Here is a 26,376-nt window from a genome sequence, read left to right as displayed (position 1 = left end):
GTGGATGCCAGCCGGCAACGCCGGTGGCAACCCAGCCGGTAAATCAGGCGGCCAGGGCCTCGCACTGGGTCTTGCCGAACAGCAGGCGCTGGCGCAGGGCGCCAACCGGCTTGCCGCTCTGGATCAGGTCGAAGTACCACGGGCCGTCCTGCACGTCGCCGTATAGCACCGCGCCCACGAGCCGGCCGTCCTGCAGCACCAGCCGCTTGTAGACGCCGCGCCGGGGATCGCGCAGGACCAGATCCTCGCTGCCATCGGCGCCAATGAAATCGCCGGCCGAGTACAGGTCCACGCCGGTGACCTTGAGCTTGGTCGCCGTGGCCTGCTGCACGTAGCGGCGATGCCCGGCGCCGGCCAGGTGGGCCGCGCAGACGCGCGCCTGGTCCCAGATCGGCGCCACCAGCCCGAAGGTGGCCTGGCGATGCTGCACGCACTCGCCCACGGCGTAGATGCGCGGGTCGAAGGTCTGGAGCGTGTCGTCCACGACGATGGCGCGCTCGCAGCGCAGGCCGGCGCCGGCCGCCAGTTCGATATTGGGGCGCACGCCGGCGGTCATCACCACCAGGTCCGCCGGGATCTGGCTGCCGTCCTTGAACAGCACGCCGGTCACGCGGGTATCGCCCAGAATGCCGGCGGTCTGCGCGCCGAGCAGGAAGCGCAGGCCCTTGCGCTCCAGCGCCAGCTTCAGCAGCGCGGCGGCGGGTTTGTCGAGCTGGCGCTCCATCAGGCTGTCGGCGAGGTGGACCACGGTCACGTCCATGCCCTGGCGCAGCAGGCCGTTGGCGGCCTCGAGCCCGAGCAGGCCGCCGCCGATCACCACCGCGTGACGATGGTTGCGCGCGGCGTGGAGCATGGTTTCCACGTCCTGGATGTCGCGGAAGGCGATCACCCCGTCGAGCGTATGGCCCGGCACCGGCAGGATGAACGGCTTGGAGCCCGTGGCCAGCAGCAGGCGGTCGTAACGCACCTCCCGGCCGGAGGCCGAGCGCACCGTGCGGCGGGGGCGGTCGATGGCCTCYACGGGGTCGCCCGCCAGCAGCTCGATGCCATGCGCGGCATACCACTCGCGCGTGTTGAGCATGATGTCGTCGACGGTCTTCTCGCCGGCGAGCACCGGCGAGAGCAGGATGCGGTTGTAGTTGCCGTGCGGCTCGGCGCCGAACACCGTGATGTCATACAGGTCCGGCGCCAGCTTCAGCAGTTCCTCGACCGTGCGCATGCCGGCCATGCCGTTGCCGACGACAACCAGTCGGGGTTTGGCGTGGGGGGTGGCGGTGGGCGTCATGGGCGTCTCAGGTGGCTTGGGCGTGGGCGAGGGGCAATGCAGGAGGCGGGAGGCGGCTCAGGCCGCCATTTCTTCCTCGGTCTGGCGCGCGACTTCGCTGGCGGCTACCCAGACCTTGCCGTCGTACACCCGGGCCGCGTAGGCCGCCACCGAGTGCTCGGGGGCTTCCAGGCATTCGCCGGTACGCAGGTCGAAATGATGCTTGTAGATCGGCGAGGCCACCACGACGCGCTCGCCCAGGCTGCCCACCAGCCCGCGCGAGAGCACCGACGCCTGCGAGTTCGGATCGAAATTGTCGATGGCGAAGACCTCCTCGCCCCGGCCGATACGGAACACGGCCACCTGCTGGCCATCGACCAGTGCGCAGACACCAGTATTGGGCACGATGTCGCGCAAGGTGCAAATCGCGGTCCAGGTTTCCGGATGATGGGAATGATGCATCACGTTCTCCTTTTATCAGGCTGCTTTTGCGGGCACGGCAACCACGGGGATGTGGCTCAGGCGTGAACGCTGCAAGTTCCGTTCCTCGGGCGTGGCCGGGCGGACCTGGCCGCGCTCTTCCAGGAAGACGAGGTTGTCGTCGCGCAGGTCGCTGTTGACGAAGTGGCGGAAGCGCTTGCGGGTCTCGGGGTCCGTGACGGCCTTCTTCCACTCGTCCTCGTAGGTGTCCACCACGTGCTGCATCTCGGCTTCGAGTTCGGCGCCCACGCCCAGCTTGTCGTCGATCACCACCGACTTCAGGTAGTCCAGGCCGCCTTCGAGGTTGTCGCGCCAGGTGCTGGTGCGTTGCAGGCGGTCTGCCGTGCGGATGTAGAACATCAGGAAGCGGTCGATGTAGCGGATCAGCGTGTCGTGGTCCAGGTCGCCGGCCAGCAGTTCGGCGTGGCGCGGCTTCATGCCGCCGTTGCCGCAGACGTAGAGGTTCCAGCCGCGTTCCGTGGCGATAATGCCCACGTCCTTGCCCTGCGCCTCGGCACATTCGCGGGTGCAGCCGGACACGCCGAACTTGATCTTGTGCGGGGCGCGCAGGCCCTTGTAGCGGTTCTCGATCTCGATGGCGAGGCCGACCGAGTCATCCACGCCATAGCGGCACCACGTGGAGCCCACGCAGGACTTCACCGTGCGCAGCGACTTGCCGTACGCATGGCCCGACTCGAAACCGGCCGCGATCAGTTCCTCCCAGATCATCGGCAGTTCTTCCAGCCGCGCGCCGAACATGTCCACGCGCGCGCCGCCGGTGATCTTGGTGTAGAGGCCGTACTTCTTGGCCACCTGGCCGACCGCGATCAGGCCGTCGGGCGTCACTTCGCCGCCCGGCATGCGCGGCACCACGGAGTAGGTGCCGTCCTTCTGGATGTTGGCCAGGAAGTAGTCGTTGGAGTCCTGCAGGCTGGCGTGCTCTTCCTTGAGCACGAAGTCGTTCCAGCACGAGGCCAGGATGTTGGCGACGGTGGGCTTGCAGATGTCGCAGCCCAGGCCCTTGCCGTGCGCGGCCAGCAGGTCCTCGAAGGACTTGAAGTTGCCCACGCGCACGAGGTGGTACAGCTCCTGGCGGGAGTAGGGGAAGTGCTCGCAGACATGGTTGTTGACGGCCATGCCCTGCTTCTTCATTTCGGCCTTCATGATCTGCGTGACCAGCGGCACGCAGCCGCCGCACGCCGTGCCGGCCTTGGTGCAGGTCTTCAGCGCGCCGATGCTGGTGGCGCCATCGCCCACGGCGGCGCAGATCTGGCCCTTGCTGACGTTGTTGCACGAGCAGATCTGGGCGGTGTCCGGCAGCGCGTCGGCGCCCAGCGCCGGCTTGGCCTGGCCGTCCGAGGACGGCAGGATCAGGAATTCGGGCGACTCGGGCAGCTCGATGCGGTTCAGCATCATCTGCAGCAGGGTGCCGTATTCCTCCGCATCGCCGATCAGCACGCCGCCGAGCAGGTACTTGCCGCAGTCGGACACCACCAGCTTCTTGTAGATCTGCTTGCGCTCGTCGATGAACTGGTACGAGCGGCTGCCCGGCACGTTGCCGTGCGGGTCGCCGATGCTGGCCACGTCCACGCCCATCAGCTTGAGCTTGGTGCTCATGTCGGCGCCGGCGAACTCGGCGGCCTCGCCGCGCAGGTGGCGGGCGGCCACGCGGGCCATGTCGTAGCCGGGGGCCACCAGGCCGTAGATCTTGCCTTGCCACAGCGCGCACTCGCCAATCGCGTAGACGTGCGGGTCGGAGGTCAGGCAGTTGTTGTCGACGGCGATGCCGCCGCGCTCGCCCACGGCCAGGCCGCTCTCGCGCGCCAGTTCGTCACGCGGGCGGATGCCGGCCGAGAACACGATCATGTCGGTGTCCAGGTGCGTGCCGTCGGCAAAGTTCATGCGATGGGTGCCTTCCACGCCATCGACGATTTCCTTGGTGTTCTTGCCGGTGTGCGCCTTGACGCCCAGCTCCTCGATCTTCTGGCGCAGCATGCGGCCGCCGCTTTCGTCCACCTGCACGGCCATCAGGCGCGGGGCGACCTCCACCACGTGGGTCTCCAGGCCCATGTCGCGCAGCGCCTTGGCGCATTCCAGCCCGAGCAGGCCGCCGCCGATGACCACGCCGGTCTTGGCCCGGTTGCCGCATTCGCGCATCGCTTCCAGGTCTTCGATGGTGCGATAGACGAAGGTGTCCTTGCGGTCCTTGCCCGGCAGCGGCGGTACGAAGGGGTAGGAGCCGGTGGCGAGCACCAGCTTGTCGTAGGCCAGCGTTTCGCCGGTGGAGGTGGTGACGGTCTTCGCGGCGGTGTCGATGGCCGCCGCCTTGGCGTTCAGGCGCAGCAGCATGTTGTTGTGCTGCTCGAAGAAGCCGGCCGGCACCAGCGAGAGGTCTTCGGCGGATTTGCCGGCGAAGAATTCGGAGAGGTGGACGCGGTCGTACGCGGGGCGCGGCTCCTCGCACAGCACCGTCACTTCGAGGTCCTGCGCGCCGGCATCCGCCAGGCATTCCAGGAACTTGTGGCCGACCATGCCGTGCCCGACGATGATGATTTTCATGATGCTTTCCTTGTCCGGGGTTCTTCGTATGCGAATTCAGTTGGCCAGCGCGCTGTCGTACAGGGCCTGCTCCTGGGCCTTGTGCTCGGCGCTGAAGCGCACGGCGATGGCGCACACGGCGGCGATCGTGGCGGCCACGCCGAGGTAGGTCAGGGTCTGCTGCAGGTCGCCCAGGCCCTTCATCAGAAAGCCGGCTGCCACCGCGCCCACGTTGCCGCCGGCGCCGATGATGCCGGCCACGCCGCCCAGCGCCTTGCGATCGATAAACGGCACCAGCGCGTACGTGGCGCCGCAGGCCATGTGGGTGAACAGGCCGAAGATCAGCATGGCCACCACGGCCAGCGTGACGCTGGATGCCTGCGCGAACCACAGCAGGCCCAGCCCTTCGCCGAGGATGAAGACGAACAGCACCATCGAGCGGGCGTCCAGGCCGCGGCGGCGGGCGAAGCGGTCCGACACATAGCCGCCCAGCGCCCGGGCGAACAGCGCCAGCAGGCCGAAGCTCGCSGCRGCCATGCCGGCGGCCGACAGCGACAGGCCGAAGTGGTCCACGTAGAAGGTGGCGGCCACGTTGTGGATGAAGATCTCCACGCCGAAGCAGGCGCCGTAGGTGATGAACAGCAGCCAGACGCGGTAGTTGGCGCTGGCCGCCTTGAAGCTGGCCCAGCCGCCGCCGCCTTTTCCACCTTTAGCGCCGCTGACCGCCACGCCGCGTGCGCGCAGGTCCGAGTAGTTGCCTTCCGGGCAGTCCTGCGTGAACTTCCAGTACACGACGGCCATGATCAGCATCAGCACGCCGGGCACCACCAGCGCCAGGCGCCAGCCGAGCGTGTGGTCCACGCCAATCATCAGGATCGCGCCCAGCAGCAGCGGCATGGCCGCCTGCGCCGCGCCGCCGCCGGCATTGCCCCAGCCGGCCGAGGCCGCGTTGGCCGTGCCCACCACGTTTGGCGCGAACATCACCGAGGTGTGGTACTGCGTGATGACGAAGCTCGCGCCCACMGCGCCGATCAGCAGGCGGAAGAACAGGAAGGTCTCGTAGTTCTGCGCCAGCGCCACGCCGAGCACCGGCAGCGCGCCGATGGCCAGCAGGCCGGTGTAGGTCTTGCGCGGGCCGAAGCGGTCGCACAGCGGGCCGATGATCAGGCGCACGATGATGGTCACCGCCACGGCGGCGATATTGATATTGGCGATCTGGCCCGGCGTGAGGCCGAACTCGCCCTTGAGCACCGGCATCAGCGGTGCGCAGGCAAACCACGCGAAGAAGCAGACGAAGAACGCCATCCAGGTCAGGTGGAAGGCGCGCATCTGCGGAGTCTTGAGACTCAGCAGGTCGATCCGGGTGGCTTTACCGTTCATGCTTGGGCTCCAAAAACAAATGGCGTCCCGAGAGGCTGGCAAGAAGCCAGTTCTGGGGACGCCGTTGTCCTGACGCTCGGCTACCTGAAATAGCCGGCGTTTGATGTGGGGTGGGCAGGTCGCCGTTGACCGGCCCGTGCTCTTTATCGCAAGCGGTGTGCCAGCCGGGATTGGGACGTATCAGGCGCGTGGAAAGCCGGTTTTCGGACGAAAAGCGGCGATTGATGCACGTTTATGCATCATGGTGCGGCGCCAGCATGGGGCGTGGGCACGGGGATGGTGCAGTGCAATGATTCCGCACGGTGCGCGCGGGGAGGGCGCAASCGGGAGTGGGGAAGGCGGTCAGCCCCCGTTGCGGGTGTCTGGCGTGACGGCGTAGGGGGAGAGCAACTGCATGTCGTTCGGCGCGACCTGGGCCCCCGATTCATCGATCAGTGCGGCGCGGATCTTGAGGCCGGACAGCTTCGAGCGAACCTCCGCCGGCCCCTGGCCGCTGGGCGCGAGGTGATCGTCGCCCCATTGCATCAGGCCGACCAGCACCGGCAGCAGGTCCACGGCGGCGCGCGTCGGGTGGTACTGGAAGCGTTCGCGCTCGCCCGGTTCCTTATAGCTGACCCGGCGCAGCAGGCCGGCTTCAGTCAGGGTCTTGAGCCGCGCGGACAGCACGGCCGGCGAGCACTGCAGGCGCTGGAGGAAATCGTCGAACCGTCGCACCCCGGAAAACACATCGCGCAAGATAAGCATCGTCCACTTTTCCCCGATYAGGGAAAGGGTGGCGGCGATGGAGCAAGGCAGCAGGGCGGGATGGGTAGGCTCGGTCATGGTGAATCCAGCATAGCACCCTAACTACGTTTGCAAAAGTCAGGGTATCGCCTATACTCCTGGCTACATAAAACGTAGTCAGGAGCGCGTCATGAAGTGGATGAACGAGCAGCGCGACGCGCAAGCAACCATCAGTGAAGAAAGCTGGACCGTGCGGGGTGGTGTGCAGGTCACGCTGCGCACCGCCCGGGCGTCCGATCACGGGCGTCTGCGCACGTTTGTGGATGGTTTGTCGCGCGAAAGCCGCTATTACCGCTTCCTGACCGGCGGCCCGGTGGCGAATGAGACGCTCGCGCAGTTCGTGAGTCGCCAGAACCATGATGTGGCGCTGGTCGTCACCTTCGGCGAGGTCATCGTCGCCAATGCCGAATATGTGGTGAATGAAGAGGGGCAGGCCGAACTGGCCGTGGTGGTGGCGGACAACTGGCAGGGCCAGGGACTGGGCCGGCGCCTGATCCAGCGGCTCCAGCAGCTGGCCCGCGCCGCCAGCCTGCGCGGCATGCGGGGCGACGTACTCAGCGAAAACCGCCGCATGCTGGCCATCATGCGCGATTGCGGCTTTGCCACGCGGCGCAATCCCGAGGACAGCCTGCTCCACGAAGTGACTCTGACGCTGGCCGAACCGCGCAAGGCCCCGGCCCCTTCGGCCGAATGGCTCCCGCGCGACTGGTTCGCCGCTAACTAAGTCAGGTGGTAAGTCAGATCGGCGCCTGGCGCCGGGAGGTCGCGGTACAGCCGATCGACGCCACGATAATCGCGGCAATCGCCACCCACTGGAGCGGCGTGAGCTGCTCATGCAGGAAGGCCAGCCCGGCCAGCGCGCCCATGGCCGGCTCCATGCTGAGCAGGATGCCGAAGGTGCGGCGCGGCAGGCGTTTCAGCGCCACCATCTCCAGCGAATAGGGAATCGCGCTCGACAGCAGCCCCACGGCCAGCCCGGCCAGCAGCAGCGACGGGCTGAACATCGTCGTCCCCGCATGGGCCAGTCCGAACGGCAGCGTCACCAGCGCGGCCATGGTCAGCCCGAGCGAGGTGGCCTGGCCGCCATGCGCATTGCCCGCCATCTGCCCGAATACGATATAGAGCGCCCAGCCTACCCCGGCTGCGAGCGCATAGCCGATGCCCACCGGGTCCAGGTGGGTCGCGGTCGCCCCGACCGGCAGCAGCAACAGCAGGCCCGTCACGGCACAGCCGATCCAGAGAAAGTCGATCGCCCGGCGCGAGGACAGCACGGCCACGGTCAGCGGCCCGGTGAATTCGATGGCGATGGCCAGCCCCAGCGGCACCGTGCGCAGGGACATGTAGAACAGCAGGTTCGTGGCGCCCAGCGCGGCGCCGTATAGCGCGATGGCGCGGGCATTGGCGCGCGTGAGCGGAAAACGCCACGGCCGCCAGACGCAGAGCAGGATCAGGGCCGAGAATCCTACCCGCAGCGCCGTGGTGCCCTGGGCGCCCAGGACGCCGAACAGGCTCTTGGCGAACGATGTGCCCACGCACAGCGAGGCCATGGAGCCGATCAGGGCCAGCACGGCCAGCAGTGTCTGACTTTGTTTGAGGCGGGTAAGCGGCAATTCGGGTCCTGGAACAGTGTGGTGCCGGGCGCCGCGCGACGCCCGCCGGCATGGCCGGAGCCGCATCATGCCCGAGCCGGTTGTGGCCCGCCATGCACAGATGGGCGCAGCCGGCGCTGTACAGTTTTGCGCGCGGCAACATTTTGCGGTCCAGCCGCGCGGGTTCTATGGTGGAAGGGCAACTTTCATGGAGCCATCGATGGATGCGACCGCACCCCCCCGTCATGTCGTGATCACCGGCGCCGCCGGCGCGCTGGGCCGCGCCGTGGCCAGCCGTTTCGCCGCCGAGGGCGCCCGGCTGGCCTTGATCGACCGTGACCTGCAGCACCTGCAAACCGTGTTTGCCCATCCGGAGCCCGGGCAGCACGGCATGCTGCTCCACGCGGCCGACGTCACGTCCGACACGGCCATGGCGCCGGTGGCGGCGGCCATCCTCGATGCCTTCGGCGCGGTCGACGTGCTGGTCCACGTGGCCGGTGGCTTCGAAATGGGCGAGCCCACCCACACGCTGAGCCGGGAATCCTGGCTGCGGATGATGGATCTGAACGCGTGGTCCTTCGTCGCCGTGACCGGCCATTTCATTCCGGCGATGATGTTCCAGCGCAGCGGCAAGGTCGTGGCCGTCTCGGCGCGCGGCGCCACGGCCGGCGCGGCCACGATGGGGGCCTACAGCGCGTCCAAGAGCGCCCTGCAGCGGCTGGTGGAAAGCCTCTCGCGCGAGGTGCGCGCGGCGGGCATCAACGTCAACAGCATCGCCCCGGGCATCCTGGACACGCCGGCCAACCGCAATGCCATGCCGGCGGCGGAGCATACGCTCTGGGTGTCTACTGGCGCGGCAGCGCGTGCGGTWGCGTTCCTGGCCTCCGATGGCGCTCAGGCGATCCACGGGCAGCATCTTGTGCTGGATGGGCTGAGCTAGGGATGAAGAACACCCCCGCCACCCCCGCCACCTCCATATGGCTGGCGCTTGCGTTCTGGCTCCTGCCTGGCCTGTCCCTCCTGCTGGGCGGCTGTGCGAGCCGGCCAGTCAATCCGCCGATCGCCCAGGCAGACCAGAATGCCGGCTATCGATTCTTTACGCGGCCCCAGTTCGCGGCCAGCAAGGAAAACCTCGTCATCCTGGCCTTTTCGGGCGGGGGGACCCGCGCGGCGGCCTTTTCGTATGGCGTCCTGGAGTTCCTGCGCAACACGGAAGTCGTCGGGCCGCGCGGCAAGTCGCGCCTGCTCGATCATGTGAGCGTGGTGACCGGGGTGTCGGGCGGCAGCTTTACGGCGCTGGCCTATGGGCTCTACGGCGAAAAGCTGTTCGATGACTACGAGCAGCGTTTCCTCAAGCGCGATGTGCAAGGCACGATCACGCGCCGGACYTTCAATCCGGCCTACTGGCCATCCCTGTGGTCGAGCGGATGGGGCCGCTCGGAACTGGCGGCGGACCTCTACGATGAAATCCTGTTCAACGGGGCGACGTTCGGCGACCTCAACCGGGGGCAGGGCCCCTTTATCGTGGCCTCGGCCACCGATATCACCACGGGCGCGCGCCTGCCCTTTACGCAGGCCACGTTCGATGTGCTGTGTTCGGACCTCAACGCCGTGCGGCTGTCGCGGGCGGCGGCGGCCTCGTCCGCCGTGCCGGTGGTGCTCACGCCGATCACCCTGAACAACTACGGCGGCAATTGCCACTACACGCCGCCGGACTGGATCCAGCCGTTTATCCATGACAGCGAGCCGCCCCGGCCCGCCGCGCGCGCCAGTCGCCATATCAAGGAAGAGGCGGAGTTTGGCGACAGCATCAACCGACCCTATCTCCATGTGGTGGATGGCGGCGTGTCCGACAACCTCGGCATGCGCAGCGTGCTGGATACCCTGGAACTGATGGAAGCGCTGCATCTGGTCGGCCTCCAGACGCCGCTCGATCAGGTGCGCCACATCGTGGTCTTTGTCGTCAATTCGCTTTCCGTGCCCAAGACGGAATGGGACAAGTCCGAATCTCCGCCGGGCATGATCGAAATCCTGGTGAAAGCTGCCGGCGTGCCGATCGACCACTATTCCTATGAGGCGACCGAACTGCTGAAGGACAGTCAGGCGCGCTGGCGGGCCATGGRCGAGGTGCGCCGCTCGGCGGCGTTCGCTGCGAACAAGGATGCGGGGGTCGCCCGTGCGCTACGCACGCCAGACGCGACGATCTACGCCATCGACGTGTCGTTCGCCCGGCTGGAGGRCAAGGAGGAACTGGCCTACCTCAATGAACTTCCCACATCGTTCTCCCTGCCGCCCGAGGCCGTCGACCGCCTGCGTGCGGCGGCCGGGAAAATCATCATGACCTCGCCGGACTTCCAGCGGCTGCTGAAGGATGCCGGCGCGACCATCGTCGCCGATCCGAAAAAGGCCGACGCTGCAGCGGCCACGGGGCGATAGGGGACGCCTTCAGGGGAAGCCTTCCGGGGAAGCCCTCAGCGCCGGGCCAGCCGTGCCAGCGGCAGCGTCTCCAGCCGCTCCAGCACCACGGTGCGCATGGCCGGCGGCGTGGGCAGGGTGTCGAGCAGGGCCGGCCAGCGCTCGCGGGCCAGGCTGACGGCGTCCTTCACGGCCGCCAGCGCGATGCGCTCGGCGATCTTGGCCTCGCGGGCGAAGTCGCGGTAGGTCTCCAGGGTTTGCTTGCGCTGCAGGCCGTCGATGGCCACGTTCTGGCCGAAGGCCGCGAAGCCGGACAGCGCCGCCACGCTGACGATGTCATAGGCGGGCGACAGCTCGGGCATGGTCCCGTTCCGATACAGAAAAGAGAAGTTCTTGAGATGGGCGTCGCTGTTGCCGATCAGCGTGTTCACGGCCTGCCGCATGAAGAACTGCCGCACGTCCTCGATGCCGCGCACGCTGAGCCGCTCCAGCAGGCGGACGATGGCCACGTAGGCGTCGTTGCCGGCGTACTTGCGCGAGGGCATACGCGTCAGCACCTGGCAGCCGTCTTCCGCATGCACGCGCCCGCCGGGTTCGCGGTCGAAACGGTCCACGGCCAGGAAGTGCAGGTCGGCGCCGAGCGCTTCGGCCAGGCCGGGTACGTCGATGGTCGCCAGCGGCTGCGGTTTGCACGGCGCCACGGCCACGCCGGCCGCCTGCGCCAGCTGCATCGACACATATTCGTTAAAGATCTGGCTGTCGTCGTTGCGGGCCGGCAGCTTGGCGATCAGGTCCGACAGCCGCCCGTGGGTGGGCATGGTGTAACGCTTGCCGGCGTGCGCGGTGGACAGCGCGAGCTTGTTCTGCACGCCGGACACCGATGCCGCGCCCTCGGTGGCGCCTTCCACCACGGCGATTTCCAGGTTGTCCGCGCCGCCGGTCACGCCCACGGTGCGCACGGTGTCAGGCAGGGCGTCAATGTCCGCCGGGCGGACGATCAGCGCGCCGGGCAGGTCTTCGCCGGCTGCGGCCAGCACGCCGAAGTCGTCGCGGTCGTCCGGATGGTGCCGCGTGGCTTCCAGCCGCCGGCGCAGCTCGCCCTCAGGCAGCAGGCCGGCAAAGTAAGGCGGCAGCTCGCCATGGGTGTTGTAGAGCGCGGGATGGAACGGGTTGGCGAGGATCGTGGCGGTCAGCGCCTCGTTGCCCGGAATCGTCAGCGAGAGGCTCAGCGTCGGCCGTCCGGCATCGCCCCGGAAGGCTTCGCCCGGCACGAAGCGCGTGGTGCGGCCGGCCTCGCAAAGATAGCCGCACAGCATGTTGTGCAGGTGGACGGTGAGATAGCGCGGGCGCAGGCCGTCAGGCATCGGCGTCTCCGAGCAGCAGGTCGACCGAGGTGGGCGCGGCGCGGTCCGGGCCGGTGGCCTTGCCGCTCACGGTGCGCTGGACTTCGGCCAGATGCTCGCGCGGTACGAGGACCCACTCGGCGTCGAGGGCGGTGGCGATGGCCTCAAGTGTTGATCCGCGCACATCCTGCTTGCCGCTCAGGGCCACCGACAGGTTGGGCGCCGCCATGCCGATCAGACGGCCGACAGCGCCGAGCGAGAGGCCGCGCGCCTTGCGAAGCTGGCCCAACTGGGCGGCGAAGGAGGACATAGGTCAAACCGAGGGTGGTGTTATGTCATAGCATAGCAGTCGTCCAAAAATTATGCTATTTCATCATTTATCGATCCTTATTATGGATTGACATAACATCCACCTCCGAGCCCAGCGGCGGGGCGATGTGCTCCAGCGGGCGCCGCTCCGCATCCACGCCGAACCGCAGCGCCAGCAATCCCGCCACGATCACMAGCGCCGCGCCAATGGCGTACCCCACGGCCACCGCCCCCCGGCTGCCGGTCTCGATCAGCATGCCGAACAGCACCGGGGCGATAAACCCGCCCGTGCCAGTGCCCACCGCGTAGAAGATGGAGATGGCCAGCGCGCGCATTTCGAGCGGAAAGACTTCGCTCGCCGTCAGGTAGGCCGAGCTGGCCGCCGCCGAGGCCAGGAAGAACACCGCCGACCAGCACAGCGCCTGCGCGCGCGCGTCCAGCCAGCCTTCCATGAACGCCCAGCCTGTGGCGGCGAGGCCGATGCCGGACAGCACATAGGTCACCGCGATCATCTTGCGGCGGCCCACGCGGTCGAACAGCGGCCCCAGGATCAGCGGGCCGAGCGCATTGCCGATGGCGAACGGGAAGATATAGAGCGCCACGCGTTCCTCCGCCACGCCGTAGAAGCGCGTGAGCACCAGCGCGTAGGTGAAGAAAATGGCGTTGTAGAAGAAGGCCTGCGCCACCATCAGCGCGAAGGTGACCACACTGCGCGTGCGGTAGCGCCGCACCAGCAGCCCTACGATCTCGCGCACGGTCGGCACGGGCCGGCCCGCGTAGGCCACGTGCGCGGCGGGGTCCGGCGGCGGCAGCGGGCCGTGGCGCGCGGCCACCTCGGCCTCGATGCCGGCAATCACCCGCTCCGCCTCCGCGCGGTGGCCGTGCGTGGCCAGCCAGCGCGGGCTTTCGGGTACGTGGCGCCGGATCAGGACGATGGCCACCGCCAGCACCGCGCCCAGCGCGAAACAGGCGCGCCAGCCCCAGAYCGGGCCGAGCACGCGCGGATCGAGCACCACCAGGCTCAGYCCCGCACCCAGCGCCGCACCGAGCCAGAAGCTGCCGTTGATGGCAAGGTTGACRCGCCCCCGCACGCGCGCCGGGATCAGTTCGTCGATGGCGGAATTGATGGCCGCGTATTCGCCGCCAATGCCGAGCCCGGTCAGGAAGCGGCACAGCGCGAAGAACGCGAAGTTCGGCGAGAACGCCGTCAGCAGCGTCGCCGTCATGTAGACGAACAGCGTGGCGAGGAACAGGCGCTTGCGGCCCAGGCGGTCGGCCATGCGGCCGAAGACGAGCGCCCCGGTGACGGCCCCTAATATATATAGGGACCCGGTCCAGCCGACCTGCGAGGCGGAGAGCCCGAGCGTGTCGGGCCGCTCCAGCACGGCGCCCACGGAGCCGACGAGGGTGACCTCCAGCCCGTCGAGCACCCAGGCAATGCCGAGGGCGAGAGCCACGCGCCAGTGCCAGGCGGACCAGGGCAGGCGGTCGAGGCGCGCGGGGATGTCAGACTGCCAGCCGGCGATAAGCGTCTCCGATGGCTATCGACCGGCGGCATCCCATTGATGCCGCCAGCGGTCAGCGGTCAGGTCAGTGCGAAAGGTTCAGCATTCCCGGCCGACGGCTTTCAGCATCGAGCGGCCATGGGCAGTGATTTGAGGGCAAGGCCGTCGGCCTTGTTCGGCTTGCAGGGTAACGAGTTCGCGGGCGACGAGTGCATCGAGGTCGACGGGATCGATCTCGCGTGCGTCCGCAGTATCSGAGCGGGTATGGGGGCCGTTGCCGATCAGCATCAGCGTGGCCAGTTCGTGTGGGCTCAGCACGGTGTTCTCCTTGGCGAGAGGGGAGCGGTTGCTGGGGACTCGGGGGTCGCCTGGCAGTAGCGGCCTCCGTTAGGGATTGTGGACTATCGCGGCCCGGCTTTCACGCTGCAACGCATCGTGATCGGAGGTCGACAGTTTGCGACAGTCATTGCTTTGACGAGCCCCATCGGGGTGGGTTCCACACCGATACAAAGCCGATACATCCCCACCGTGCCGTGTTACACGCCCATCGCCACACCGTCGCTGCGCGGATCGTGCGCGCCCGCCAGCGCGCCGTCTTCGCCGATGGCAATCACGCCCGGATGCCCCGCCAGCGGGCTCTGCGGCGAAATGACGCTGACTTCATGGCCACGGCGTGCCAGGGCCGTGATCACGTCCGTGCCAGCGTCGGCTTCCAGCTTCAGGCTGTCGGCGGCATCGGAGAAGGTGCGGCCGAGCAGGAAGCGGGGCCGTGCCAGCGCCGTGAGCGGGTCCATGCCGTAGTCGATCAGCCGCGTGAGCACGGCGGCCAGCGTCTGCGGCTGGCCGTCGGCGCCCTGCGTGCCGTACAGCAGGCGCGGCTTCCCGTCCTTGAGATACATGCCCGGATTCAGCGTATGGAACGGACGCTTGCCCGGTTGAATCGCGTTGTGATGGGTGGGATCGACGCTGAACGCCGCGCCCCGGTTGTGCCACAGGATGCCGGTATCGCCGGCCATCACGCCGCTGCCCCAGTCGAAATACACGGTCTGGAGCACGCTCACGCAGCGGCCCTCGCGGTCCACTGCGCTCAGGAAGACGGTGTCGCCGTGCTGGTAGACGTGCGGCCAGTCGAGCGCGCGCGCCGGGTCGATGCGCGCGGCCATGGCGTCCAGGCGCGCGGGGGCGAGCATCGCTTCGGCCGGTACGTCGACGAACTCGGGGTCGGCCACGTAGCGGTTGCGCTCGATGAACGCCTCCTTCACGGCCTCCACCAGCAGGTGGTAGTAGTCCGCGCTGCCCTCGGCGATGCCGGTGAGGTCGAATCGATCGAGGATGGCGAGGATCTGGAGCGTGGTCACGCCCTGCGTGGGCGGCGGCAGGCTCAGCAGCTCGCCGCCACGATAGGGCACGCGCAGCGGCAGCGCGTCGCGCGCGGCGGTGCGCGCCAGGTCCGCCATGCGCAACGGCGAGCCCACGGCGCGCAGGCCGGCGACGATGCGCTCGGCCAGCTCGCCTTCATAGAACTCGCGCGCGCCATGGCCGGCGATGCGTTCGAGGCTGCGGCCCAGCGCCTGCTGGCGCAATGTCGTGCCGATGGCCGGGATTGCACCATCGGGCATGAAGGTCTGTGCGAAGCCGGGCCAGTTGCCCAGCTCATCGGCCCGGAAGTTCTGCCAGAAATGTTGCGATGGCGTGACCGGGAAGCCCTCGTGCGCGTAGGCGATGGCGCGGCGGAACAGCGCGGACCAGTCCTGCCGGCCGCCCCAGGTGTCGCGGCTGATGGTGAAGGCGCGGTCCCAGGTATCGACCGTGGCGGCGGTGGTCAGCGTGGCGCCCGGGCCGCGCGTGGGAATCGACTCGCCAAACGCCGGCAGCGCCTGCGCGGCCTGGCCGATGCCGGACAGCGTGCGCACGTTGCCCGCGCGGTCGCTGATGAGCCAGAAGGCGTCGCCGCCCAGCCCCGTGAAGTGCGGATAGGTGACGGCCAGCGTGGCGCCGATGGCGATGGCGGCTTCGATGGCGGTGCCGCCATCGCGCAGGATCTCGAGACCCGCCTCGCTGGCGAGCGCATGCGGGCTGGTGACCATGCCCTCGCGGGAATGGGCGAGATTGGGGGCGAGGGCGGGGGTATGCGGGTTTGGCGTCATCGTGGGTTCAATGTCCTCCCAGATAGGCCTGCACCAGCGCCGGGTCGCGCGCGAGTTCGTCGGCCGGGCCGCTGGCCACGACGCGGCCTTCCTCCAGCACATAGGCGCGGTCCGCCAGCGACAGCGCGAGCGCGGCCATCTGGTCGACCAGCAGGATGGTGATGGACGCCTCGCGCAGCGTATCGAGCGAGGCGAACAGCTCGTCGATGACCTTCGGCGCGAGGCCGAGCGACGGTTCGTCGAGCAGCAGCACGGTCGGCTGCGACATCAGCCCGCGCGCCACGGCCAGCATCTGCTGTTCGCCGCCGGAAAGCAGGCCGGCGCGCTGGTGCTGGCGCTCGCGCAGGCGCGGGAAGCGGGCGAACATCGATTCCACGCGGCGCATCATCTCCACGCGCGGGAGCGGGCCGGACGGGAAGGCGCCAAGGCGGAGGTTGTCGAGCACGGACAGCTCCGGGAACACCTGCCGGCCTTCCGGCACGAGTACCACGCCCATCGCGGCGATGCGCGCGGCGTCGAGCCGGGCGAGGTCGGTCCCGTCGAACGTGATGCCGCCTTGCACCGGGCGATGCAGGCCCGCCAGCGCACGCATCAGCGTGGACTTGCCGGCGCCGTTGGCGCCCAGTAGCGCGACCATGTCGCCCTCCCGCACTTGCAGGTCCACATCGTGCAGGACCGGCGCGGCGCCATAGCCGGCGCGCAGCGCGCTCACGCCCAGCACTTCCGGCAGCGGCGCGCCACCCACCGGCTGGCTGGCCGAGGGTTTGCGAGCCGGCGCGTTGGCGGCGTCGCCCAGATAGGCGCGGCGCACGGCTGGATCGGTGCGGATCGCCTCGGGCGTGCCCACGGCCAGGCGCTGGCCGGCATCGATCACGACGATGCCATCGGAGACATCCATCACGAGCGACATGTCGTGTTCGACCAGACCGACGGCCACGCCGCTATCGGCGATCTTGCGCAGCAGGCGGCCCAGCGTGGCCTTGTCCTCGCGCGAGAGGCCGGCGGCCGGTTCGTCCAGCAGCAGCACGGCGGGCCGCGTAGCCAGTGCGCGGGCGATTTCCACGAGGCGGCGGTCCACGTGGGCCAGATCGGCGGCGCTGGCGTCCGGGTCGCCGGTGTAGCCGCAGGCGGCCAGCAGTGCGCGCGCYTCCTCGCGCACGGCGGGGGCGGTGAAACCGGCGATGCCGAGCAGCGTGCCGAGGCGGCCCTTGGTCAGCGCGATGGCCACGTTGTCCGTGGCGCTCATGCCGGCGAAGAGCTGCGTGGTCTGGTAGGTGCGGGCGATGCCTTGCCGGGCGCTGTCGCAGGCGCCGCGCGCCGGCAGCGGCGCCGTGCCAAGCTGGCGCCCGCCCTCGCGCGGACGGTAGTAGCCGGACAGCATGTTCAGCACGGTGGACTTGCCGGCGCCATTGGGGCCGATCAGGCTCGTCACCTGACCCGGCGGCAGATCGAACGACAGGTTGTCCACGGCGCGCACGCCGCCGAACACCATCGACAGGCCGAGCGCCGAGAGGCCCCGGCGCGTCTCCTCCGGTCGCACCGGCAGCTGCGCGCCAGCCACGGAAGCATGGGCGGCAGCCGCGCGGGCCGGCCGCAGGCGGCGCAGCAGGTCCGTCACCACGCCCACCATGCCCGTGGGGGCCACCCAGAGCACCACCAGCAACAGCATGCCGAAGCAGAGCAGGCGCAGGTTCTCCAGGCTGGACAGCAACTCGGGCAGCAGGCCAACCACAACGGCGCCCGCCACCGGGCCGACCACCGTGCCCGCCCCGCCAATCATCACCACCAGCACGAACAGGATCGATTGCAGGAACGAGAACATCCCCGGCGTGACCATGCCCTGCAGCGGCGCAAACAGCCCGCCAGCCAGCCCCGCCAGCGCGGCGGAGAACGCGAAGCCCACGGTCTTGACCACGAGCGGATTGACACCGATCGACGCCGCAGCGGTTTCGCTGTCACGCACCGCGCGCATCGCCGCGCCCCAGCTACCGCGTGCGATGCGGGCATAGGCGGCCAGCGCCACGCCCAGCACGGCCAGCGCGATCAGCGCCAGTGCACGCTCGCCGCCTTCCACGCCGGGCAACGACGGTTGCGCGATGCCCATCAGGCCGTTCTGCCCGCCGGTCAGCGCGCGCCACTCCACGGCGCCGTGCTCGACGATAAAGCCGAAGGCGATGGTGACCATCGCCAGGCCGGGGCCCTTCACGCGCAGCGCGGGCAGGGCGAGCAGGCCGCCCAGCAGCGCGGCGATCAGCGCGCCCACCGGCCACGCGGCCCAGAAGCTCCAGCCGGCCTGGCCGGTCAGGATGGCGACCGTGTACGCGCCGATCGCATAGAAGCCGACATGGCCGAACGACACCTGCCCGGTGAGCCCGAGCAGCAGGTTCAGGCCCACGCCGCAGATGGCCAGCATCGCCACGCCGGCAATCACGAAGACAAAATAGCCGTTGAGCGACAGCACGAGCCCGCCGGCGGCCAGCAGAACCGCCAGCATGGCGAGGATCTGGAGTGGCGTGCCCAGCCCGAGCAGCGGGGCGGCGGCGCGCGCCGGCCGGGCCAGCGGCGCAGGGGAAGCCGGCGGATTGGAAGAAACCATCGAATCGTTCATACCTTGCGTACCTCCGCGCGTCCGAACAGGCCGTCCGGCCGCAGGGCCAGCAGCGCAATCACCAGCGCGAACGTGATGATCTGGGTGTAGCTGGAGCCCAGYGATGCGGTGATSAGYGCCTCGGCCACGCCGAAGATCAGCCCGGCAATCATCACGCCCCAGGCACTGGAGAGCCCGCCGAGAATGGCCACGGCGAAGGCTTTCAGGCCGAACACGGTGCCCATGTCCGCCTGTACGTTGAACAGCGGCGCGATCAGCACGCCGGCAATGCCGGCCAGCAGCGTGGAAATGGCAAACGCGCCGGCGATGGTRCGGCGGATGGGAATGCCCATCAGGCGCGCGGCGTCGCGGTTCTGCACCACGGCCAGCATCGCCACGCCCCAGCGCGAGCGGCGCAGCACGTAGTGCAGCACGGCCGCCAGCGCGAGGCCGACCACGGGAATCACCAGTTGCAGCGGATAGACGCCSACGCCGGTATCGCCCAGCTGCACGGACTGYGCGGCGAGCGGGGAGGGCAGGCTGCGCGGCTCGGTGCCGAAGGCGAGCATCACCAGGTTATCGAGCACGATGCCGAGCGCGACGGTAGCCATCAGCCACGCATTGGAGCCCCGGCTCGCGAACGGGCGCACGGCCAGGAATTCCACGGCCAGCCCGTAGAGCGCGCACAGGCCGAGGGCCAGCACGATGGCGAGCGGCATCGGCCAGCCGAGCGTCTGCGCGAAGCTGTACGTCAGCACTGCTCCCAGCATCATCGAACTGCCCTGCGCGAAGTTGACGGTGGCGGACACCGCGTAGGTGATGTGGAAGCCCAGGGCCATCAGGCCATACATGCTGCCCAGGCCGAGCCCGCTGATGAGGGCGGAGATCCAAAGCATGGTGAATCCTTGATTTTGCTTGCCAATCGATATCGCGCGACGATGCGCCGGCCCTCTCCCCCGGCCCCTCTCCCGCACGCGGGAGAGGGGAGCAAACCGACGGTGTTCKCCCCTCTCCCTCTGGGAGAGGGGCGGGGGAGAGGGCAGGCGCTTGAACGATCGATATTGCTTCTACGAAGCGCCTGTCTTACTTCGCCACCGGCACGATGCGGTTGTCGATGAACTGCGCCCAGACGTAGTCGTTTTCGCTCAGGGCGTCATGCGCGGTCGGGGAGAACGGCTTCACGTAGGTCTTGATCAGGCCCTCGTAGCGGTCGATCTTGTAGAAGCCTTCGCGGATGGCATCGCCCTTGGTGCTGCCGGCCTTGGCAATCGCCAGCGCAGCGAGCTGCGTGGCGTCGTAGGCGTTGGCCACGCCCACGGCCGGGGTGATGTCGTCCGGGCCCTTGATGTCGCTGTACTTCGCCTTGAGGTCGGTCACCACGCGCGTGCTGACCGGAGTCTGTGCGCCGAAGAAGCTGTACGTCTGCACGAAGTGGACGTTCTTGGCGTTCGGGCCAGCCAGTTCGGTGAAGCGGCCGCCGGCCGGGCCCCAGTGGGAGACCACCGGCACCTTCCAGCCCATGCGGTCCAGCGACTTCACCACCTGCGCGGACGGGCCTACGTTGCCCACCATCAGCAGCACGTCGGCGCCGGCGGCCTTCAGGCGGCCGAGCTGGGGCACCACATCCACGTCATTGGCCTCGAATTTCTCCACGCCCACCGGCTTGCCGCCCTTGGCGGCCATCGCGGCGACGATGCCCTTCTCGTTCGACTCGCCCCACGGGTTGTTCACCAGGATCAGGCCGGGCTTGGTGGCGTTGAAGGTCTTCTGGGCGTACTGGAGCATCGCCTTGTCCACGACCTCGTCCACGGCGGACACGCGGAAGGCGAAGTTCGGGTTGGCGCCATTGCGCGTGATCGGCGTGCCGGCGGCCCACGGGCCCATGAACGGCACCTTCTCCTGATTGGCGATCGGCACGATGGCCATCGACACCGGCGTGTCGAGCCCGCCGAACAGCACGGCCACCTTCTCCTTGTAGATCAGCTCGCGCGCGGCCAGCACACCCTTGGCCGGGTTGCCCTCGTCGTCGCGGCGCACCAGTTCCAGCTTGCGGCCACCCAGCAGGCCGCCCTTGGCGTTGATCTCGTCGATGGCGACGGTCATGCCGCGCGTCAGCGACTCGCCGGCGCGCGCCGACTGGCCGGACAACGCCGTGATCAGGCCGATCTTGATGGTGTCGGCGGCCTGGGCGGGCAGCGCCGTCATGACGCAGGCAGCGGCGGCGGTCGCGAGGAGGGCGCGGCGTTGGGGACGAAACATGGCAGTTCTCCGGATGGGCGGATCGATGGGGATGGGTGCTTCGATCCACCCGGCTCGCAAGAGCCGTGCCAATCCGTCGACAAAACCGAAAATGATCCCGGAGCGATTGACMCGTCAAGATGCAGACGATCTGGCCCGCATTTTGCGAACGATCTGCAAACCTGGCTGCATACGATCCGTCATGGTTCATGTCGCACGAATCCGGTGCGCGATGAGCCAAAGCGGGGCACATTTGATGAGAGGCATCCCTCCATGACGCAAAACCCGAGTCCGCTGGCGGCCACGCAGGCCACCGCCGGGCTTCCCACCTTCGGCCCGCTGCGCGACCATGGCCGCTTTCCGTACCGGCCGATTACCGACGCCGACCCGTTCCGCTGGCCCAATGGCGCGCGGCTGGCGGTCTACCTCGGCTTCAATATCGAGCACTTCGCCTTTGGCGAGGGGCTGGGCGCGAACCTCGGGCCAGTTTCGCCGCAGCCGGACGTGCTCAACTACAGCTGGCGCGAGTACGGCAACCGCGTGGGCGTGTGGCGCTGCCTGGAGTTGTTCGACCGGCTGGAGATGCCGGCCGGCGTGCTGCTGAACACCGCGCTCTATGACCATTGCCCCGAAGTGCTGGACGCCTGCCTGGCGCGCGGCGACGAGCTGATCGGCCATGGCCACACCAATGCCCATCGCCAAAGCGAGTTCGACGAAGCGGGCGAGCGGGCGCTGCTGGTGCACTGCCGGGAGCGCATCGCGGCGCATAGTGGGCGGGCGCCGGGCGGCTGGCTGTCGCCGTGGATCTCCGAGACGATGGTGACGCCGGACCTGCTGGCCGAGACTGGCTACCGCTACACGCTGAACTGGGCACACGATGACCGCCCGGTGCGCATGGCCACGCGCGGCGGCCCGCTGTGGTCGATTCCCTATCCGCAGGAACTGAACGACATCCCGATGATCATCGCGCGCCACCTCGACGGTGCCGCCTTCGCCGACATGATCATCGACCAGTTCGACGAGATGCTGGCGCAGGCCAACGATCCGCAGCAMCCGCAGCCGCTSGTGATGGGCATCGCGCTGCATCCCTACCTGGTGGGCCAGCCGTACCGGCTGCGGCACCTGCGCCGGGCGCTGGCGCATATCGCGGCGCGGCGCTCCCATGGCGAGGTCTGGCTGACCACGCCGGGTGCGATCTGCGACGCGATGGATGCCGTGGACCCTGTCGCAGTGACCCCTTCACGCTAATATCATGGCCATCGTTTCCCTGACCGAAGTCATGTCCACCAAAGCTGCCAGGAAGCCCGCGGCCGCCAAGGCCGCCGCCAAGCGGACTTCCGAGACCGTCAAGCCCGTCGATCCGATCGAGGAAGAGACCGCCGAGGACGCCGATACGCGCATCTATCAGGCCATCTTCGACGGCGTGCTCAACCATCGGCTGACGCCGGGCACCAAGCTGCCCGAGCCGGAGCTGTGCCAACTGTTCGGCGTGGGCCGTGCCGTGGTGCGTCGGGTGCTGGAGAAGCTGGCCCACGATGGCATCGTGGCGCTGCGGCCGAACAAGGGCGCGGTGATCGCCGAGCCCACGCCCGAGGAAACCAGCCAGATCTTCGAGGCCCGCCGGGCGATGGAACGCGTGCTGGTGGAACTCGCCGTCACGCGTGTGACCGAAGCCGATCTGCGCGACCTGCGCCGCCAGTTGGCCGAGGAGCACGACGCCATGCACCGCTTCGACCAGCCCTCGTGGGCGCGGCTGGCCAGCGGCTTCCACCTGCGCATTGCGGCGCTGGCACGCAACCCGGTGCTGCAACGCTACCTGACCGAACTGGTCTCGCGCTGCTCGCTGATCGTGGGCCTCTACGAGCCGCCCGGCCACGCGCCGTGCGAGCACGACGAGCACGCGGCCATCGTCGCCTGCATCGAGGCCCGCGATGCGGCYGGCGCCGTCGCGCGCATGGAAGCCCATYTGCGCGAACTCGAGGAACGGATCGAAACCTCGCGCATGCAGGGCGAGAAGAGCCTGGCGCAGATGCTGGGATTGCCAAAGACCAGCAAGGGCTGACCGGAACACCCCATGGAAATCGACTTCAACGCCATCACCGAATACCAGCGCTACAAGCTCATGGCGAGCCTGATCGTGCCCCGGCCCATCGCGCTGGTGACCACGCTCGGGCCAGACGGCACGGCCAACGCCGCACCGTTCTCGATGTTCAACATGCTGGGAGAGGAGCCGCCGATCGTGATGATCAGCGTCAACCGCCTGGGCGACGGCGCACTGAAGGACACGGCGGCGAATATCGTGCGCACGAAGGAGTTCGTGGTGCACCTCAGCGACGAGGCCATGGCCGAGAAGATGCATCGCTGCGGCGAACGGCTGCCGCCCGATGTGAGCGAACTGGCACGGGTGGGCCTCACGGCGGCGCCGTGCACCCAGGTGGCGGTGCCCCGGATTGCCGAGGCGCCCGTCGCGTTCGAATGCACGCTGTGGGAGACGCTGGAGACCGCGAGCCGCCAGATCTTCATCGGCCGCGTGCTGCGCCTGCATGCGCGGGACGGGCTGATCGACACCGAACGCTGGCGCGTGCGCCTGCAGGACTACTTCCCCGTGGGGCGTTTCGGCGCCAGCTTCTACGTGACCACGCGCGACCGCTTCTCGCTGGAGAAAGAGGCCGGCGTGGTCACGGCCTCAACCGCGATCGACGAGATGTGAACCGAGCGGCGCGGCGACGCGGCGGCGCTGTTGCCACTGCGCCGCCTTGGCGATGATCTCGCCGACAATGCCGCGCCGGAACGTCAGCACGCAGATCACGAAGATCACGCCGGTCACCATCGTCACGGACTCGCCGAGCGTGTTGAACCAGTCGARGCCGGTGAGCCTGGCGAGGAACGTGCCGAGGTCGCCCAGCTTGTTCTCCAGCGCGATCACCACCAGYGCGCCCACGATAGGGCCCGTCAGCGTGCCGAGGCCGCCCACCAGCGTCATCAGGATCACGGCGCCGGACATCGACCAGTGCACATCGGTCAGCGTCTCGAAACCGAGCACCAGCGCCTTCAGCGAGCCGGCCAGCCCGGACAGCGCCGCCGACAGCACGAAGGCGGCCAGCTTGAAGCGATCTACGTCGTAGCCGAGCGACACGGCGCGCGGTTCGTTCTCCTTGATGGCCTTGAGGATCTGGCCGAACGGCGAATGGATGATCCGCACGATCAGCGCGAACGCCGCCACCACGATAACGAGTACCACGTAATACAGCACGAGGTCGTCGCCCAGCGGCAGCAGGCCGAACAGGTTGCCGCGCGGAATGCCCTGGATGCCGTCCTCGCCACCGGTGAACGGCGCCTGCAGGCAGAAGAAGTACAGCATCTGCGCCAGCGCCAGCGTGATCATCGAGAAGTAGATGCCCTGGCGACGGATGGCCAGCGCGCCCATCGCCCAGCCCGTGACGGCGGCGCCGGCGGTGCCGATCAGCAGGCCCAGTTCCGGCGTCACGCCCCAGACCTTCATGGCGTGACCGGCCGCGTAGCCGGCGCCGCCGAAGAAGGCCGCATGACCGAAGGACAGCAGGCCGGTGTAGCCGATCAGCAGGTTGAAGGCGCAGGCGAACAGTGCGAAGCACAGCACCTTGAGCACGAACACCGGGTAGGCGCCGAGCATCGGCGCCAGCGCCACGACGAGCAGCGCGATGCCGTAAAGCGCGGCGCGGCCGCGGGGGTTTTGCGAATCCAGCATTTATTTTTCCTTCCCGAACAGACCGGCGGGACGCAGCAGCAGCACGATCACCATGATGAAGAACACGACCGTGGAGGACGCTTCCGGATAGAACACCTTGGTCAGGCCCTCGATCACGCCGAGGCCCAGGCCGGTGAGGATGGCGCCCATGATCGAGCCCATGCCGCCAATCACCACCACTGCGAACACCACGATGATCAGGTTCTGGCCCATCAGCGGCGAGACCTGCACCACCGGCGCGGCCAGCACGCCGGCGAAAGCCGCCAGCGCCACGCCGAAGCCGTAGGTCAGCGTCACCATCAATGGCACGTTCACGCCGAACGCTTCCACCATCTTCGGGTTCTCGGTGCCGGCGCGCAGGTAGGCGCCGAGCTTGGTCTTCTCGATGACGAACCACGTGGCGAAGCAGACCACCAGCGAGGCCACCACGACCCAGCCGCGATAGTTCGGCAGGATCATGAAGCCGAGGTCGGTGGCGCCTTGCAGCGCGTCCGGCGGCGAGTAGGGCAGGCCGGACACGCCGTAGATCGAGCGGAACACGCCCTCGATCACCAGCGTGATGCCGAGCGTCAGCAGCAAGCCGTAGATGTGGTCGAGCTTGTAGATCCAGCGCAGCATGGTCTTCTCGATGACCACGCCRAGCACGGCCACCACCAGCGGCGAGAGCGCCAGCATGACCCAGTAGTTGAGGCCGGCGTACTCCATGCCGGCCCAGGCGAGCACGGCGCCGAGCATGAACAGCGCGCCATGGGCGAAGTTGATCACGTTGAGCAGGCCGAAGCCAAGCAGTTCGTTCAGCACCGGCATCTTGGCCTGCAGTTCGGCGGCGGCGAAGCGCTCGACGATCTGCCCGTGCTCCATCACGTAGAAGCGGTCGGCCAGCGGCGCRGCGAAGCGGAAGTTCTGCTCCACCATCACCACCGTGTAGCCCTTCTTCTTCAGCATCAGGATCATGCGCGCGAGTGCCTGCACGATGACCGGTGCCAGGCCTTCCGAGATTTCGTCCAGCAGCAGCAGGCTCGCGCCGGTACGCAGGATGCGCCCCACCGCCAGCATCTGCTGTTCGCCGCCAGACAGTCGCGTGCCCTGGCTCTGGCGCCGTTCGGCCAGGTTGGGGAACATCTCGTAGATCTCGGCCTCGCTCATGCCCCGGCTGGCGTCGGCACCTTTCAATACCGGCGGCAGCATCAGGTTCTCTTCGCAAGACAGGCTCGAGAAAATCGCCCGCTCTTCCGGGCAGTAGCCGATGCCGTAATGCGCGATCTTGTGCGTCGGCAGGCCGATGGTCTCGTGCCCGTTGACCTTGATCGAGCCCTTGCGGGCGCCGGTCAGGCCCATGATGGCGCGCATCGTGGTGGTGCGGCCCGCGCCGTTGCGGCCGAGCAGCGTGACGACTTCGCCGTGATTTACGGTCAGGTCCACGCCGTGCAGGATGTGCGACTCGCCGTACCAGGCGTTCAGGTCCTTGATCTCAAGGGCGGGAGTGTTGGTGTTCATCTCAATGCRCTCCCTGCAGTTCCGCCTCGACCGTGCCCATATAGGCTTCCATCACGCGCGGGTCCTTGGATACCTCCGCGTACGGCCCCTCGGCCAGGATCGCGCCGCGCTGCAGCACGGTGATCTTGTCAGCGATGGAGGACACCACGTTCATGTTGTGCTCCACCATCAGGATGGTGCGGCCRGCSGACACCTTCTTGATGAGCTGCGTCACGCGGTCCACGTCCTCGTGGCCCATGCCCTGCGTGGGCTCGTCCAGCAGCATCAGCTCGGGCTCCATCGCCAGCGTGGTGGCGATCTCCAGCGCGCGCTTGCGGCCGTACGGCAGGTTGACGGTGACGGTCTCGGCGAACTCGGTCAGGCCGACCTGTTCGAGCAGGTCCATCGCCCGGTCGTTGAGCACGTCGAGCGATCGCTCGCTGCGCCAGAACTGGAACGAGGTGCCGAGCTGGCGCTGCAGGCCGATGCGCACGTTCTCGCGCACGGTCAGGTGCGGGAACACGGCGGAAATCTGGAACGAACGGATCACGCCGCGCCGCGCAATCTGCGCCGGTTTCTCGCGGGTGATGTCGAT

23 protein-coding genes and 1 pseudogene are annotated in these 26,376 nt (G+C 68.2%); 6 read left to right on the top strand and 18 right to left on the bottom strand.

Annotated features, from left to right (window positions below; genetic code table 11):
• Positions 1-43 precede the first annotated feature (43 nt).
• The 5 genes from AB4Z27_RS25725 to AB4Z27_RS25705 all read right to left on the bottom strand — a co-directional run bounded on the left by AB4Z27_RS25725 (position 44) and on the right by AB4Z27_RS25705 (position 6,484).
• Positions 44-1,285: an NAD(P)/FAD-dependent oxidoreductase gene (locus tag AB4Z27_RS25725; RefSeq protein WP_441593757.1), complete on the bottom strand. Its 1,242-nt coding sequence runs from the start codon at positions 1,283-1,285 to the stop codon at positions 44-46.
• A gap of 57 nt (positions 1,286-1,342) precedes the next feature.
• The gene (nirD, locus tag AB4Z27_RS25720; RefSeq protein ID WP_092301825.1) at positions 1,343-1,726 is read right to left on the bottom strand and encodes a nitrite reductase small subunit NirD; all 384 of its coding nucleotides are present in this window, start codon (positions 1,724-1,726) and stop codon (positions 1,343-1,345) included.
• 15 nt (positions 1,727-1,741) lie between these two features.
• Positions 1,742-4,303, bottom strand: a complete 2,562-nt coding sequence (nirB, locus tag AB4Z27_RS25715) for a nitrite reductase large subunit NirB (RefSeq protein ID WP_441645572.1) — start codon at positions 4,301-4,303, stop codon at positions 1,742-1,744.
• A 36-nt stretch (positions 4,304-4,339) separates the two neighbouring features.
• A complete protein-coding gene (locus AB4Z27_RS25710; RefSeq protein WP_092301832.1) occupies positions 4,340-5,662 on the bottom strand; it encodes an MFS transporter in 1,323 nt (440 codons plus the stop codon).
• A gap of 342 nt (positions 5,663-6,004) precedes the next feature.
• Positions 6,005-6,484, bottom strand: coding sequence for a winged helix-turn-helix transcriptional regulator (locus AB4Z27_RS25705; protein WP_092301835.1), 480 nt, complete (start codon positions 6,482-6,484; stop codon positions 6,005-6,007).
• 100 nt (positions 6,485-6,584) lie between these two features.
• Between AB4Z27_RS25705 and AB4Z27_RS25700 the strand changes: the two genes are divergently transcribed.
• A complete protein-coding gene (locus tag AB4Z27_RS25700; RefSeq protein ID WP_092301883.1) occupies positions 6,585-7,169 on the top strand; it encodes a GNAT family N-acetyltransferase in 585 nt (194 codons plus the stop codon).
• Positions 7,170-7,182: 13 nt separating this feature from the next.
• Here AB4Z27_RS25700 and AB4Z27_RS25695 read toward each other — a convergent pair whose 3' ends face one another.
• Complete coding sequence (locus AB4Z27_RS25695; RefSeq protein ID WP_255371008.1) at positions 7,183-8,055, bottom strand: EamA family transporter; 873 nt, start codon at positions 8,053-8,055, stop codon at positions 7,183-7,185.
• A 199-nt stretch (positions 8,056-8,254) separates the two neighbouring features.
• On the opposite strand from AB4Z27_RS25695, the gene AB4Z27_RS25690 reads away from it, so the two are divergent.
• Positions 8,255-8,974, top strand: a complete 720-nt coding sequence (locus AB4Z27_RS25690) for an SDR family NAD(P)-dependent oxidoreductase (RefSeq protein WP_092301838.1) — start codon at positions 8,255-8,257, stop codon at positions 8,972-8,974.
• Positions 8,975-8,976: 2 nt separating this feature from the next.
• Complete coding sequence (locus AB4Z27_RS25685) at positions 8,977-10,470, top strand: patatin-like phospholipase family protein (RefSeq protein ID WP_441645571.1); 1,494 nt, start codon at positions 8,977-8,979, stop codon at positions 10,468-10,470.
• Between the two features lie 35 nt (positions 10,471-10,505).
• Here the strand turns inward: AB4Z27_RS25685 and AB4Z27_RS25680 are convergent, their stop codons facing one another.
• From AB4Z27_RS25680 to AB4Z27_RS25645, 8 genes are all read right to left on the bottom strand, one after another.
• Positions 10,506-11,813, bottom strand: coding sequence for a type II toxin-antitoxin system HipA family toxin (locus tag AB4Z27_RS25680; protein ID WP_092301844.1), 1,308 nt, complete (start codon positions 11,811-11,813; stop codon positions 10,506-10,508).
• Positions 11,806-12,102, bottom strand: coding sequence for a helix-turn-helix domain-containing protein (locus AB4Z27_RS25675; RefSeq protein WP_092301847.1), 297 nt, complete (start codon positions 12,100-12,102; stop codon positions 11,806-11,808). Before AB4Z27_RS25675 ends, AB4Z27_RS25680 begins: the two co-directional genes overlap by 8 nt.
• A gap of 67 nt (positions 12,103-12,169) precedes the next feature.
• The gene (locus AB4Z27_RS25670) at positions 12,170-13,627 is read right to left on the bottom strand and encodes an MFS transporter (RefSeq protein ID WP_441645579.1); all 1,458 of its coding nucleotides are present in this window, start codon (positions 13,625-13,627) and stop codon (positions 12,170-12,172) included.
• A gap of 78 nt (positions 13,628-13,705) precedes the next feature.
• Positions 13,706-13,924, bottom strand: coding sequence for a hypothetical protein (locus AB4Z27_RS25665; RefSeq protein WP_092301853.1), 219 nt, complete (start codon positions 13,922-13,924; stop codon positions 13,706-13,708).
• Between the two features lie 218 nt (positions 13,925-14,142).
• The gene (locus tag AB4Z27_RS25660) at positions 14,143-15,753 is read right to left on the bottom strand and encodes a gamma-glutamyltransferase family protein (RefSeq protein ID WP_441645570.1); all 1,611 of its coding nucleotides are present in this window, start codon (positions 15,751-15,753) and stop codon (positions 14,143-14,145) included.
• Positions 15,754-15,760: 7 nt separating this feature from the next.
• On the bottom strand, positions 15,761-18,361 hold the full coding sequence (locus AB4Z27_RS25655) for a branched-chain amino acid ABC transporter ATP-binding protein/permease (protein WP_441645569.1): 2,601 nt from the start codon (positions 18,359-18,361) through the stop codon (positions 15,761-15,763).
• A complete protein-coding gene (locus tag AB4Z27_RS25650; RefSeq protein WP_092301859.1) occupies positions 18,358-19,236 on the bottom strand; it encodes a branched-chain amino acid ABC transporter permease in 879 nt (292 codons plus the stop codon). The genes AB4Z27_RS25655 and AB4Z27_RS25650 overlap by 4 nt, the downstream gene beginning before the upstream one ends.
• 187 nt (positions 19,237-19,423) lie before the next feature.
• A complete protein-coding gene (locus AB4Z27_RS25645) occupies positions 19,424-20,599 on the bottom strand; it encodes an ABC transporter substrate-binding protein (RefSeq protein ID WP_092301862.1) in 1,176 nt (391 codons plus the stop codon).
• Between the two features lie 252 nt (positions 20,600-20,851).
• Here AB4Z27_RS25645 and AB4Z27_RS25640 point away from each other — a divergent pair, with 252 nt between their 5' ends.
• The 3 genes from AB4Z27_RS25640 to AB4Z27_RS25630 are packed head-to-tail and all read left to right on the top strand — an operon-like array spanning position 20,852 to position 23,288.
• Positions 20,852-21,826 carry a polysaccharide deacetylase family protein gene (locus tag AB4Z27_RS25640; RefSeq protein WP_441645568.1) on the top strand — a complete coding sequence of 325 codons (975 nt, stop codon included), beginning with the start codon at positions 20,852-20,854 and terminating at the stop codon, positions 21,824-21,826.
• Positions 21,827-21,830: 4 nt separating this feature from the next.
• Positions 21,831-22,640 carry a GntR family transcriptional regulator gene (locus AB4Z27_RS25635; RefSeq protein WP_255371010.1) on the top strand — a complete coding sequence of 270 codons (810 nt, stop codon included), beginning with the start codon at positions 21,831-21,833 and terminating at the stop codon, positions 22,638-22,640.
• Positions 22,641-22,652: 12 nt separating this feature from the next.
• Entirely contained in the window at positions 22,653-23,288 is a 636-nt protein-coding gene (locus AB4Z27_RS25630) for a flavin reductase family protein (protein ID WP_092301868.1), read from the top strand.
• Here the strand turns inward: AB4Z27_RS25630 and AB4Z27_RS25625 are convergent.
• From AB4Z27_RS25625 to AB4Z27_RS25610, 4 genes and pseudogenes are all read right to left on the bottom strand, one after another.
• Positions 23,265-24,305, bottom strand: coding sequence for a branched-chain amino acid ABC transporter permease (locus AB4Z27_RS25625; RefSeq protein ID WP_441645567.1), 1,041 nt, complete (start codon positions 24,303-24,305; stop codon positions 23,265-23,267). The genes AB4Z27_RS25630 and AB4Z27_RS25625 overlap by 24 nt on opposite strands.
• Positions 24,306-25,112: a branched-chain amino acid ABC transporter permease gene (locus AB4Z27_RS25620; protein WP_441645578.1), complete on the bottom strand. Its 807-nt coding sequence runs from the start codon at positions 25,110-25,112 to the stop codon at positions 24,306-24,308.
• Positions 25,086-25,802, bottom strand: a pseudogene (locus tag AB4Z27_RS25615) (ABC transporter ATP-binding protein); the annotation flags it as partial. The pseudogene AB4Z27_RS25615 and the gene AB4Z27_RS25620, both read right to left, overlap by 27 nt.
• 1 nt (position 25,803) lies before the next feature.
• A partial coding sequence (locus AB4Z27_RS25610) for an ABC transporter ATP-binding protein (protein ID WP_441645566.1) occupies positions 25,804-26,376 on the bottom strand: 573 nt, incomplete at its 5' end.

This window comes from Cupriavidus sp. KB_39, assembly GCF_052114485.1.
In the GTDB taxonomy this organism is placed as follows: domain Bacteria; phylum Pseudomonadota; class Gammaproteobacteria; order Burkholderiales; family Burkholderiaceae; genus Cupriavidus.
This window is presented reverse-complemented; position numbering and strand designations above follow the sequence as displayed.